Source organism: Asanoa hainanensis (genome assembly GCF_900188485.1).
GTDB classification, from domain to species: Bacteria; Actinomycetota; Actinomycetes; order Mycobacteriales; family Micromonosporaceae; genus Asanoa; species Asanoa hainanensis.
In genome coordinates, this window is record NZ_FZPH01000001.1 from 448,794 (window position 1) to 460,156 (window position 11,363).

At 73.0% G+C, this 11,363-nt stretch carries 13 protein-coding genes; 10 read left to right on the plus strand and 3 right to left on the minus strand.

Annotated features, from left to right (window positions below):
- Positions 1-3 precede the first annotated feature (3 nt).
- Positions 4-1,185, plus strand: coding sequence for a sensor histidine kinase (locus CHC05_RS02125; RefSeq protein ID WP_089244028.1), 1,182 nt, complete (start codon positions 4-6; stop codon positions 1,183-1,185).
- A gap of 1 nt (position 1,186) precedes the next feature.
- A complete protein-coding gene (locus CHC05_RS02130) occupies positions 1,187-1,828 on the plus strand; it encodes a response regulator transcription factor (protein WP_089244030.1) in 642 nt (213 codons plus the stop codon).
- Between the two features lie 89 nt (positions 1,829-1,917).
- Here the strand turns inward: CHC05_RS02130 and CHC05_RS02135 are convergent, their stop codons facing one another.
- Both CHC05_RS02135 and ku read right to left on the minus strand, forming a co-directional pair.
- Positions 1,918-2,877 carry a Gfo/Idh/MocA family protein gene (locus tag CHC05_RS02135; RefSeq protein WP_218824390.1) on the minus strand — a complete coding sequence of 320 codons (960 nt, stop codon included), beginning with the start codon at positions 2,875-2,877 and terminating at the stop codon, positions 1,918-1,920.
- 23 nt (positions 2,878-2,900) lie between these two features.
- Complete coding sequence (gene ku / locus CHC05_RS02140) at positions 2,901-3,869, minus strand: non-homologous end joining protein Ku (protein ID WP_089244032.1); 969 nt, start codon at positions 3,867-3,869, stop codon at positions 2,901-2,903.
- A gap of 114 nt (positions 3,870-3,983) precedes the next feature.
- On the opposite strand from ku, the gene CHC05_RS02145 reads away from it, so the two are divergent.
- From CHC05_RS02145 to CHC05_RS02165, 5 genes are all read left to right on the plus strand, one after another.
- Positions 3,984-5,162 carry an FAD-dependent monooxygenase gene (locus CHC05_RS02145; protein WP_179266014.1) on the plus strand — a complete coding sequence of 393 codons (1,179 nt, stop codon included), beginning with the start codon at positions 3,984-3,986 and terminating at the stop codon, positions 5,160-5,162.
- Between the two features lie 55 nt (positions 5,163-5,217).
- Entirely contained in the window at positions 5,218-5,730 is a 513-nt protein-coding gene (locus CHC05_RS02150) for a toxin-antitoxin system HicB family antitoxin (RefSeq protein ID WP_089244034.1), read from the plus strand.
- A gap of 32 nt (positions 5,731-5,762) precedes the next feature.
- Complete coding sequence (locus CHC05_RS02155; protein WP_089244036.1) at positions 5,763-6,605, plus strand: DUF4097 family beta strand repeat-containing protein; 843 nt, start codon at positions 5,763-5,765, stop codon at positions 6,603-6,605.
- A gap of 87 nt (positions 6,606-6,692) precedes the next feature.
- The gene (locus CHC05_RS02160) at positions 6,693-7,640 is read left to right on the plus strand and encodes an ATP-binding cassette domain-containing protein (RefSeq protein ID WP_245870617.1); all 948 of its coding nucleotides are present in this window, start codon (positions 6,693-6,695) and stop codon (positions 7,638-7,640) included.
- Positions 7,637-8,413 carry an ABC transporter permease gene (locus tag CHC05_RS02165; RefSeq protein ID WP_089244040.1) on the plus strand — a complete coding sequence of 259 codons (777 nt, stop codon included), beginning with the start codon at positions 7,637-7,639 and terminating at the stop codon, positions 8,411-8,413. Before CHC05_RS02160 ends, CHC05_RS02165 begins: the two co-directional genes overlap by 4 nt.
- 46 nt (positions 8,414-8,459) lie before the next feature.
- Here CHC05_RS02165 and CHC05_RS02170 read toward each other — a convergent pair whose 3' ends face one another.
- Complete coding sequence (locus tag CHC05_RS02170; RefSeq protein WP_089244042.1) at positions 8,460-9,038, minus strand: TetR/AcrR family transcriptional regulator C-terminal domain-containing protein; 579 nt, start codon at positions 9,036-9,038, stop codon at positions 8,460-8,462.
- A gap of 29 nt (positions 9,039-9,067) precedes the next feature.
- Between CHC05_RS02170 and CHC05_RS02175 the strand changes: the two genes are divergently transcribed.
- The 3 genes from CHC05_RS02175 (at position 9,068) to CHC05_RS43355 (ending at position 11,317) form a co-directional block, all read left to right on the plus strand.
- Positions 9,068-10,309 carry a beta-ketoacyl-[acyl-carrier-protein] synthase family protein gene (locus CHC05_RS02175; protein ID WP_089244044.1) on the plus strand — a complete coding sequence of 414 codons (1,242 nt, stop codon included), beginning with the start codon at positions 9,068-9,070 and terminating at the stop codon, positions 10,307-10,309.
- A 149-nt stretch (positions 10,310-10,458) separates the two neighbouring features.
- The gene (locus CHC05_RS02180; RefSeq protein ID WP_089244046.1) at positions 10,459-10,923 is read left to right on the plus strand and encodes a hypothetical protein; all 465 of its coding nucleotides are present in this window, start codon (positions 10,459-10,461) and stop codon (positions 10,921-10,923) included.
- Positions 10,924-10,957: 34 nt separating this feature from the next.
- Positions 10,958-11,317 carry a UBP-type zinc finger domain-containing protein gene (locus CHC05_RS43355; RefSeq protein WP_425426699.1) on the plus strand — a complete coding sequence of 120 codons (360 nt, stop codon included), beginning with the start codon at positions 10,958-10,960 and terminating at the stop codon, positions 11,315-11,317.
- The last annotated feature ends 46 nt before the right edge of the window (positions 11,318-11,363 follow it).

Sequence of the window (11,363 nt, forward strand, 5' to 3'; positions counted from 1 at the left end):
GCCATGGCGCGCACCGGGCGCGAGATGGCCTACGCGGTGGCCAGCCTGTTGCTTGCCGCTCCGGCCGTGCTGGTGCCGGCGGCCCTGCTGGTCGCGGCCCCGCTCGCGCTCACCGTCGTCGGCCTGCCGCTGCTGGTCGGGGTGCTGCTGCTGGCCCGGCACCTGCCCGGCTGGTTCGGCTTCGTGGCCCGGCCGCTGCTGGGGTGGGACCTGCCGGCGCCGCCGCCGCTGTCGGGCCGCACGGCGATCGCGCGGGCGCGCGAGGTGCTGACCGACGGGCGGGCCTGGCGGGCGGCCGTGTACGCGTTCGCCAAGGCGCCACTCGCGGCGGTCACGGCGTACATCACGCTGCTCGGCACGGTCTTCGGGGTTCTGCTGCTGACCTCGCCGCTGTGGTGGGAGCCGAACACCCGGGACCTGGGCCTGCCGGCCGTCGACAGCCGGCCCGAGACCGCTTACGCGGCCGCGATCGGTGCGGTCCTGCTGGTGCTGTGCCCGTGGTTGCTGCGCGGGCTGGTCGCCGTCGACCGGACCCTGGCCTTCCTGCTGCTCGCACCTGGCCCGGCCGAACGGCGGATCGGTGAGCTGGAGACCAGCCGCGCGGCGCTGACCGCCGACGCGGCCACCACGCTGCGGCGGCTCGAACGCGACCTGCACGACGGCACCCAGGCCCGGCTGGTCGCGCTGGGCATGACGCTGGCCCGGATCGAGAAGCGGCTCGGCCCGTCCGACCTCGTCGGTGAAGCCCGGGCCACGGTGACCGACGCGCTCGACGAGCTCCGCGAGATCGTCCGCGGCATCCACCCGCCCGCGCTGGACGCCGGGCTGCCGACGGCGCTGGGCACGCTGGCCGCGCGCAGTGGCCTGCCGGTGGCGGTGTCCGTCGACCTCGACCACCCGCCTCCGCCGGACGCGGCGACCACGCTCTACTTCACCGCGGCCGAGCTGCTCAGCAACGCCGCGCGGCACGCGGGCGCGACCACGGTGCGGCTGTCGCTCACCGGCGCCGACGGGTGGTTACGGTTGGTCGTGACCGACGACGGCCGCGGCGGTGCGGCACCTTCGCTCTCGGGTACGGGCCTGCGCGGGCTGGTGGCCCGGGCGAAGGCGCTCGACGGCCGGCTCGACGTGACCAGTCCCGACGGTGGACCGACCACCGTGACGATGCGCCTGCCGGCGGCCTGACATGCGGGTCGTCATCGCGGAGGACAACGCCCTGATGCGCGACGGCATCGCCGCGCTGCTGACCGACCACGACGTGACCGTGCTGGCTACCGTCTCCGACGCGACCGCACTCATCGCCGCCGTCGCCGAGCACCGCCCGGACGTGGCGATCGTCGACGTCCGGATGCCACCGACCTTCACCGACGAGGGTGTCCGTGCCGCGATCGCGATCAAGGCCGCCCACCCGGCGACCGGCGTGCTGGTCTTCTCGCAGTGGGTCGAGACCGTCTACGCCAACGCCCTGCTGCGCGACCACCCGGAGCGGGTCGGCTACCTGCTCAAGGACCGGATCGTCAGCACCGCCGCGTTCCTGGACGCGCTGCGGCGGATCGCCGACGGCGGCGTGGCCCTCGACCCGGAGGTGGTCCGGCAGTTGTTCGCCGCACCGGACGCCGGCCTGGCCCGGCTGACCGCCCGCGAGCGGGAGATCCTCGCGCTGGTCGCGGAGGGCCGCTCCAACCCGGCGATCGCCACCGAGCTCCGCCTGGCCGGCCGCAGCGTCGAGAAGCACGTGACCGCCATCTTCACCAAGCTCGACCTGCCGCCCTCGGCCGAGGACCATCGCCGCGTCCGCGCCGTCCTGCGCTACCTGGATGCCCGCTAGGGGTGTCTCGTGGATCAGCGCGGTGCCTCGGCGAGGTCCAGGCTGCGTCCGGGCCCGGCGGGTGCCCGCCATGATCCACGAGACACGCCTCAGCCGCCCCCGGCGAGGAGCAGGTCGCGCTTCGCCCGCAGGCCGACCGCGCCGTCGGCCGGTGGGCCGGCGGACTGGCCGTTGATCGCGGCCAGGAGCCGGTCGAGCTGCACCGCGAACGGGTTCGTCGGCGTGAAGTCCAGCGGCTGTCCGTTGAGGACGATCGTGCCGCCGCCCTCCGGGCCGAGGGTGCCCTCGCAGAACGCCGAGCCGCGGTCGCCGAAGAGCTCCAGGCGGGTGTACTCCGCGAACTGGATCGAGGCCAGCACGTCGACGCTCGCGCCGGACGCGAGTTGCGCGGCGATCACCGCCGACTCGTCGCGCCCGCCCCACCGGGTGGTGTTGAGGACCGCTTCGAAGCGGGTCCAGTCGGCCGGGTCGTCGGCGAACCAGCGGGCGAGGTCCAGGCAGTGGGTGCCGGTGGCCGACAGCGACCACCAGCGCGCGACGTCGCTCCGCGCCCGCCAGTTGGACTCGTCGATGGGGAACGACCAGGCCAGCCGCAGGTAGCGGAGCGCGCCGAGCGCGCCGTCGAGGATCTGGCGCCGGAGCAGCTCGTGGCCGGCGTGACAGCGCAGGTGGTAGCTCACCGCGAGCACCAGGCCCCGCTCCGCCGCGAGGTCCACCAGGGATTGCGCGTCGGCGAGGCTCAGCGCCATCGGCTTCTCGACGAGGACGTGCTTGCCGGCGCGCAGGCTCGCCTCGGCCTGGGGAAAGTGCAGCCCGTCGGGCGAGGCCACCACGACCAGGTCGATGCCCGGGTCGGCGAGGAACGCGCCGAGGTCGTCGTACGGCGTGGCGGCGTCGACCTCCAATGTGGTCAGAAAGTCCCGCGCGGCGTCGACCCGCCGGGACAGCACGCCCACCAGGCGCGCGCCGGGCGCCGCGGTCACCACCGGGCCGTGACACGCGGCCGCGATGTAGCCGGTGCCGATGATGCCCACACCGATCTGGTCCACCTCGAGCCCCCCGCTCGTCGCCGCTAGGCCGCGCGCCGGCCCGACTTCTTCGCCGTGGTCTTCTTCGCGGCCGCCTTCTTGGTCGTACCCTTCGTCGCCGCCTTCTTCGCCGTGGTGGTCTTCTTTGCCGGCGCCTTCTTCGCGGCGGTCTTCTTCGCGGGCGCCTTCTTCGCCGTGCTCTTACGGGCCGGCGCCTTCTTGGCGCTGCCGCGGCGCGAGCGGGCGTCCTCGACGCTGCGGCGCAGCACGTCCATCAGGTCGCTGACGCCGGTCGCCGCAGGAGCCGCCTCGGTCGCGGTGATCTCCTGGCCGGCGTGCTTGGCCTCGATGAGCTCGTTGACCCGGTCGGTGAACGTGTCGCGGTACTCCTCGTGCTTCCACCCGCCGGTCATCGAGTCGATGAGCTGACCGGCCATGCTGATCTCGGCCGACTTGAGCTTGATCTTGCCCGGGACGTCGCCGATGTCGCTCGGGTCACGCACCTCGTCAGCGAAGTACATGGTCTGCAGCACCAGGACGTCGCCGACGCCGCGGATCGCGGTCAGGTACTCCTTGCCGCGCATGACCAGGGTGCCGATCGCGGCCCGGTTGGCGTCGGCCATCGCGTCGCGCAGCAGGGCGTAGGTGCGGCCGGTCTCCTCGCGGCCCGGACCCAGGTAGTAGGCCTTCTGGTACGAGATCGGGTCGATCTCGTCGAGGTCAACGAACGTGTGGATCTCCAGGCTGCGGGACCGGCCGGGCGCGATGGAGTCGAGCTCGTCGGGGTCGAGGATCACGTAGTCGCCGCCGCCGACGTCCGCGCCCTTGACGATGTCGGCGTACTCGACCTCTTTGCCGGTGCGTTCGTTGACCCGCTGGTAGCGGATGCGGTCGCTGGTGCCCTTCTCGAACTGGTGGAACGAGACCTCGTGCTCGCGGGTCGCCGAGTACATCCGCACCGGGACCGCCACCAGCCCGAAGCTGATCACACCGCTCCAGATCGGACGCGCCATCGCCACCACCTCCAGCGGAATCGGTATACCCGTGAGCCTCGCATCGGAACCTGGCCAGCCGCTGACAAACAACTGTCTTGCACACTTGTCTAAGACGTGCGTACCATCGTCGGCATGACACGCATCGCGAACGCGAAGATCCTCGTTTCGGGGGCCGGCATCGCCGGCACGGCGCTGGCCTGGTGGCTGGCCGAGCACGGCGCGCGGGTGACGGTCGTCGAGCGGGCATCCGCGCCGCGCGACGGCGGCTACAAGGTGGACATCCGCGGCGCGGCGCTCACCGTGGTCGAGCGGATGGGCCTGCTGGAAGCGATCCGCGCCCACCGCACGGGCGTGCGCACCGGGTCGGTGGTCGACGCTCGCGGGCGCCAGGTGGCCAGCATGGAGGCCGACACCTTCGGCGGCCGGGTCCACGACGACGCCGAGCTGCTGCGGGGCGACCTGGCCCGGCTGCTGCGCGAGGCCACCGGCGACCGGGTCGACTACCGGTTCGGCGACGCGATCGCGGCGCTCGGGTCGGCCGTGACCTTCGAGAGCGGGCGACAGGAGACCTACGACCTGGTGGTCGGCGCCGACGGGCTGCGCTCGCGGACCCGCTCGCTGGCCTTCGGCGCCGGTGGCGTGCACGACCTCGGCCACTACGTCGCGATCTACTCGGTGCCCAACCACCTCGGGCTCGACCGCGCGGAGCTGACCTACGTGGGGCCGGGGCGCACCGCGCTCGTCTACAGCACCGCGGGCCAGGCCGACGCCAAGGCGATGTTCCTGTTCACGGACCCGGGCGGTGAGCGTCCCCGCGGACGCGAGGAGCAGGAAGCGTTCCTGGCCGACGCGTACGCGCACGAGGGCTGGGAGGTGCCGCGCCTGCTCGACGGCCTGGCCGGCGCCGACGACTTCTACTTCGACTCGATCAGCCAGGCGCGGCTCGACAGCTGGTCCCGTGGTCGGGTGACGCTGGTCGGCGACGCCGCCTACTGCGCCTCCCCCGCGTCCGGCCAGGGCACCAGCCTGGCGCTGGTCGGCGCCTACGTGCTGGCCGGCGAGCTCGCGGCCGGCGGGCTCGACGCCGGGCCACGCGCCTACGAGCAGCGGATGCGGCCGTTCGTCGAGCGCAACCAGGCGCTCGGGCCGGCCAACATCAAGCGGATGGTGCTGCGCAGCCGGGGCCAGGTGCGGATGTCGATGCGCATGCTCGCGGTCGTCAACCGGCTGCCGGGCAAGGAGCGCCTGCTCGCCAAGGTGGTGGAGCCGATCCACCGGGCCGCGACGGCGATCACCCTGCCGACCTACTGAGCCTTGGCACCACCCGCCCTTGCGTGTGGTGCCATCGTGGTGCCATAGTAGTGCCATGGACCTGACGCCCTACGTCGACAAGCTCCGTGAGGAGTTGGCCGTCGCCGCCGAAGCCGGTGGCGACGACGCCCGTGCTATCGCCGAGCGGCTCACCGCCCCGCTGGACTCGGCCGTCCGCCTGGCCTTTCTCGAGGCGCTGTCGGCCGCGGCCGACGAGATCACCCGCGAGCTCGCCCCCGGCTCGGTCGACGTGCGGCTGCGCGGCCGCGACCCGCAGTTCGTGGTGTCGGTGATGCCAAGTGGTGCCACGGAGGCACCACGGCCGGCGGCGACGCCCATCGACGATGCCGCTCTCACCGCCGGTGCCGCCTCCGCCCGGATCAACCTCCGCCTGCCCGACGAGCTCAAGTCCCGCGTCGAGGCGGCCGCCGGCCGGGCGCACGTCTCGGTCAACACCTGGTTGGTGCGCGCCGCCGCGACCGTCCTCGACGCCGACCAGCACCAGCGGACCGCCACCACCCATGTCGGCGACGACGGTGGCCAGCGGTTCACCGGCTGGGTCCGCTGACCCGGTCCAGACACTCACACGAGGGGATCACCATGCCTACGTTCACCACCCCCGGCCCGATCGACGTCAACCTCAGCCTGGTAGTCGCCAACGTGCGGATCACCGCCGGCGAGCGCGCCACCACCGAGGTCGAGGTGCGGCCCGGCAGCTCGTCGTCGAGCTCCACCAAGATGGCCGAGGAGACCCAGGTCGAGTTCGCCAACGGCCAGCTGCGCATCCGTACGCCCAAGAACCTCACCCGGTGGCTGGGCAGCAAGACCGGCCGGATCGAGGTCGAGATCGCGCTGCCCGCCGGCTCGCGGCTCGACGGTGACAACGGCGCCGGCGACCTGGACGCCGAAGGACCGCTCGGCGAGACCCGCTACAAGACCGGGTTCGGCGCGATCCGGCTCGGCGACACCGGCAAGGCGCGGCTCACCACCGGCGCCGGCGACATCACGGTCGCCCGGGTCGCCGGCGACGCGGAGATCTCCACCGGCACCGGCCAGCTGCACGTCGGCGCCGTCGAGGGCGTCGCCACGGTGAAGAACTCCAGCGGTGAGACCTGGGTCGGCGACGCCGGCGGCGCACTGCGGGCCAACTCGGCCAACGGCGACATCGCGGTCGACCGGGCCCGGGGCGGCGCCGCGCTGAAGACCGCCAACGGCAGCCTGCGGGTGCTCGAAGCGGTGCGCGGCCGGGTGTCTCTGGAGACCGCGGCCGGCTCGCTCGAGGTCGGCATCCCGACCGGCACCGCCGCCTGGCTCGACCTCGACGTCAAGAACGGCGCTGTGCGCAACAGCCTCGGCGGGTCCTCCGGCCCGGCCGAGGGCGAGGAGACCGTCGAGGTGCGCGCCCGCACGTACTTCGGAGACATCGTGATCCACCGGGCCTGACCCTCCCCTTTCACCTTCTTCAGAGCCGCGGCAGCACTGCTGCCATGGCTACCCATGCTGCCCTGGCAGCAAAGAGAGGACCACACCATGAGCGCGATCGAGGTGTCCGGCCTGCGCAAGGCGTACGGCAAGCACACCGTGCTCGACGGGATCGACCTGCGCGTCGCCGAAGGGACCGTCTACTCCCTGCTCGGCCCGAACGGCGCCGGCAAGACCACGACCGTCGAGATCCTGACCACCCTCCAGGCCCCGGACGCGGGCGTGGTGCGGGTCGCCGGACACGACCTGGCCAAGGACCCCGAGGGCGTACGCCGCTCGATCGGTGTCACCGGGCAGTTCTCCGCCGTCGACAACATGCTGACCGGTGCGGAGAACCTCCAGCTGATGGCCGACCTGCTGCACCTGGGTCGGCGCCCGGGCCGGGAGCGGGTGGCCGAGCTGCTCGAGCGCTTCGACCTGGTCGACGCGGCCGGCCGCATGGCGGCCACGTACTCCGGCGGCATGCGACGCCGGCTCGACCTCGCGATGACGCTGGTCGGCCGGCCGCGGATCATCTTCCTCGACGAGCCGACCACCGGGCTCGACCCGCGCAGCCGGCACACCATGTGGCAGAGCGTCCGAGAGCTGGTCGCGGCCGGCACCACGATCTTCCTGACGACGCAGTATCTGGACGAGGCCGACCAGCTCGCCGACCGGATCGCCGTGCTCAACGGTGGCGTGCTGGTGGCCGAGGGCACCCCGGCCGAGCTCAAGCGGCTGGTGCCGGGCGGCCACGTGCGGCTCCAGTTCAGCGACCCGGCCCGACTCGACCACGCGGCGACGCGGTTGGCCGACGGCACCCGGGACGACGAGGCGCTCACCCTCGACGTGCCCGGCGACGGCGGGGTGGGCACGCTGCGTACCCTGCTCGACCGCCTGGCCCACGAACAGGTCGAGCCGGACGGCCTCTCGGTGCACACCCCGGACCTCGACGACGTCTTCCTCGCCCTGACCGCCAAGACCCCCGCCATGTCCACGAAGGACGGTGCCCGATGACCACCACGATGATCGACTCGGCGACGATGTTCCGCCGGGACCTCAAGCACGCCCTGCGGTACCCGGTCATGACGATCAGCGGCATCGGCACCGCGGTCATCTTCCTGCTGCTGTTCGTCGGCGTCTTCGGCAACGCGCTCGGCGCCGACTTCCTGCCGGCGGGCGCCGGCCGCTACATCGACTACGTGGCGCCCGGCGTCATCCTGATGGCCGCAGGCACCGGCACGGCGGCGACCGCCATCAAAATCAACCAGGACATGCTCGAGGGCTTCATCGCCCGGTTGCGGACGATGTCCATCGCCCGCATGTCGGTGCTCACCGGCCAGGTGATCGGCAGTCTCGTCCGTACGCTGATCAGCGGTGTCCTGGTCGTGCTCGTCGCCGTGGCCCTGGGCTTCCGCCCGTCGGCGACGCCCGTCGAATACCTGGCGGCGTTCGGCGTCTTCGCGATGCTGACGTTCGCGCTGACCTGGATGGCGGTCGCGTTCGGGCTGGCCACGAAGACGGTCGCGGGCGCCAACAGCCTGACGCTGATCCTCCAGTTCCTGCCGCTGATCTCCAGCGCCTTCCTGCCCACCGACTCGATGCCCGCCGGGGTGGCCTGGTTCGCCGAACACCAGCCATACACGCCGATCATCGAAACCCTCCGCGGCCTCCTGATGGGCTCGGGCATCGGCACCAGCGCCTGGTGGGCGATCGGTTGGTGCGTCGTCCTGGCGGCCGTGGGCTTCTTCTGGTCGCGCGCCCTCTACAACCGCCCCCGCGGCGCCTGACCGCACCACCTCGGACCCGGCGCGGCCACCCGGCCCGCCGGGTTCGTCAGTCGTGGACGGTCAGGACGCCGGCCACGTCGACGTCGGCCGAGGTGCCGGGGTAGCCCGACTCGGCGATCAGGCGGGCGCCGAGCACCGCGCTCCAGAAGGTGCGGGCCTCGACCTCCGGTGGGCGGTCGACCGACCAGCCGCGCCGGGTCAGGATCGCGGTCAGGTAGTGCTCGGCCTGGCGGAACAGGACCGTCAGGTTCTGCTCGGCCAGCGTCCGCAGTTCCGGGCGGCGGCGGGTGATCGACATCGCCTCGACCACCGCGGGCAGCGACGGCAGGGCCAGCGCCGTACGCGACAGCGCGGCCCGGAACGCGGCCGGGGTGCGTTGGCGGCGGCCGATCGGCTCCAGGCGCGCCGCGTCGCGCAACAGCATGAGGAACGCCGCGTGAACGAACAGGGCGTCCTTCGAGCCGAAATAGTAGGTGATCTGGTTCGGGTGCGCGCCCGCCGCGGCGGCGATCGCAGCGACGTTGACCTGGTCGAACCCGCGTTCGGCGAACAGGTCGACGGCCCGGTCGAGGATCAGCGCGCGGGTGCGCCGCCCGCGCACCCGGGGCGGCACGGCGGTGGACACCTCTTAGTTGTATGCGATACAACTAACGCATGTCCACCTCCCCAGTCGATGTCGTCGTCACCGGATTGGGCGCGACGACTCCGCTCGGCGGCGACGTCGACGCCCTGTGGCAGGGCATGCTCGCCGGTCGCTCCGGTGTCCGCCGCATCGACGACCTGGTCGCCGAGTTCGCCTTCGCCGACGACCTGCCGACGAAGATCGGCGCGCCGATGGCGGTCTCCCCCGCCGACGCGCTGACCCGCGTGCAGGCCCGCCGGATGGACCGCGCCGAGCAGGCCGCCTTCGTCGCCGCGCGCGAGGCCTGGGCCGCGGCCGGCACGCCCGAGGTCGAGCCCGAGCGGCTGGCGGTCGCGATGGGCACCGGCATCGGCGGCGTCACCACGCTGCTCGACCAGGACGACCTCATCGAGGATCGCGGCCCCGGCAAGGTCTCGCCGCTGACCATCCCGATGCTCATGCCCAACGGTCCGGCGGCCTGGATCAGCATCGAGTACGGAGCCCGCGCCGGCGTCTACACGCCGGTGTCGGCCTGCGCCTCCGGTGCCGAGGCGCTCGCGCTGGGCGCCCGGCTGATCCGCGACGGCGAGGCCGACGTGGTCATCGCCGGCGGCTCCGAGGCCGCGATCAAGCCGCTGACCATCGCCGGCTTCGCGCAGGCCCGCACGCTGAGCCGGCGCAACGACGACCCGGCCGCCGCGTCCCGGCCGTTCGACACGGGGCGCGACGGCTTCGTGCTCGGCGAGGGTGCCGGCGCGATGATCCTGGAGCGCGCCGACTTCGCCGCCGCGCGCGGCGCCCGCGTGCTGGGCCGGCTGGCCGGTTTCGGCATCACCGCCGACGGCTTCCACATCACCGGGCCCGACCCGACCGGCGCCGGCCAGATCCGGGCGATCCGCAAGGCCCTCGCGGACGCGGGCCTCGAGCCCGGCGACATCCGGCACGTCAACTGCCATGCCACCTCCACGGTCGTCGGCGACATCGGCGAGTCGGCCGCCGTGAGCGCGGCGCTCGGGCCAAACGCGGTGCTGACCGCACCGAAGTCGAGCATCGGCCACCTGGTCGGCGCGGCCGGCGCGGTCGAGGGCATCGTCGCGCTGCTCTCCGCGGTCGAGGGCGTGATCCCACGCACGCTCAACCTGGAGACCAAGGACGCCGAGGTCGCCCTCGACGTCGTGACCGGCGAGACCCGCACGGTCCGCCCGGGCCCGGTGCTGAGCAACTCCTTCGGCTTCGGCGGCCAGAACGTCAGCGTGATCTTCACCCCCGCGTGACCGCAGGGAGGTCCACGCGGCGTCCGGGCGTGCGCGCGGGTAGGTCGGATGCCGGTGCCGCATCGGCCCGGCTCCGCGTGCGGTCGGTCGTCGTCTGGGCCCGGCGGGGTGGCCGCGTGATCCCACGGGACAAGCCCTAGGCTCAGCGGGTGAAACGGTGGAGTGCGGTGCCCGCGGCGGCGCGACCGATCGCGGATGCCGCCGACGATGCGGTCACGGCGGCCGGGGAACGCGACGCGGAGGCGTTCGAGTCCGCGATCGCGCGCCTGTCCGGTGTCGACCCGGCGCAGGTGGGCCTGCTGCTCGGCACCGTCGTACGCCATGCGCTCGAAGAAGGTAACCCCGACGGGCTGGACAGCTCCGACGTGCGGGACACCCTGACCGCGGTGGTGACCGGGGCCCGCGAGTGGCAGGCCGACGTCGACCCGCAGGTCGTGCTGCTGCTGCTCGCCGGCGCGCTCGGCGTGCACGAACCCGACCCCGACGAGCCGGCACTCAAGGCCGACGTCTCCGCCCGGCACGGCGTCCTGCTGGCGGCCCACCTCGTCGACCCCGCGACGTTCGCGGCGCGGCTGGAGCGGGCCGCCACCGAGTTGGCCCAGCACGCCGAATGACGGCGCGCTACGTTGACCTTGTGGGAGCGACACTGTGCTGAGGCGCCACCGTGGTGATCCGGACGACGAACGCCACGACAAGCCGTTGCGCCTGTTCCGGCAGCTCGCGCGGTCCGGGCAGCTGCCGGTCTACCAGCCCGAGCTGTGCGGGCATCTCGACGAGATGCCGGCCCGCGACGTCGGCCACCCGACGACCTGCGAGGACCACCTGCCGACCGACGAGCCGGTGGTGCACCTGCGGGTCTGCCTCACCTGCGGCCACGTGGGCTGCTGCGACTCGTCCGTGCCGCGGCACGCCACGAAGCACGCGCACGCGACCAGCCATCCGGTGATCCAGTCGGCCGAGGTCGGCGAGTCGTGGCGCTGGTGCTATCCGGACGAGCTGCTCGGCTGATCCCGCCACCGGCACCCCGCCGGCCATGCAAGACTTTTGCGAGGTA

Bases quoted from the DNA above. Each gene is read 5' to 3' on its own strand.
- CHC05_RS02125 (WP_089244028.1), top strand. From the start codon at position 4: ATGGCGCGCACCGGGCGCGAGATGGCCTACGCGGTGGCCAGCCTGTTG.
- CHC05_RS02130 (WP_089244030.1), top strand. From the start codon at position 1,187: ATGCGGGTCGTCATCGCGGAGGACAACGCCCTGATGCGCGACGGCATC.
- ku (WP_089244032.1), bottom strand. From the start codon at position 3,869: ATGGCGCGTCCGATCTGGAGCGGTGTGATCAGCTTCGGGCTGGTGGCG.
- CHC05_RS02145 (WP_179266014.1), top strand. From the start codon at position 3,984: ATGACACGCATCGCGAACGCGAAGATCCTCGTTTCGGGGGCCGGCATC.
- CHC05_RS02150 (WP_089244034.1), top strand. From the start codon at position 5,218: ATGGACCTGACGCCCTACGTCGACAAGCTCCGTGAGGAGTTGGCCGTC.
- CHC05_RS02155 (WP_089244036.1), top strand. From the start codon at position 5,763: ATGCCTACGTTCACCACCCCCGGCCCGATCGACGTCAACCTCAGCCTG.
- CHC05_RS02160 (WP_245870617.1), top strand. From the start codon at position 6,693: ATGAGCGCGATCGAGGTGTCCGGCCTGCGCAAGGCGTACGGCAAGCAC.
- CHC05_RS02165 (WP_089244040.1), top strand. From the start codon at position 7,637: ATGACCACCACGATGATCGACTCGGCGACGATGTTCCGCCGGGACCTC.
- CHC05_RS02175 (WP_089244044.1), top strand. From the start codon at position 9,068: ATGTCCACCTCCCCAGTCGATGTCGTCGTCACCGGATTGGGCGCGACG.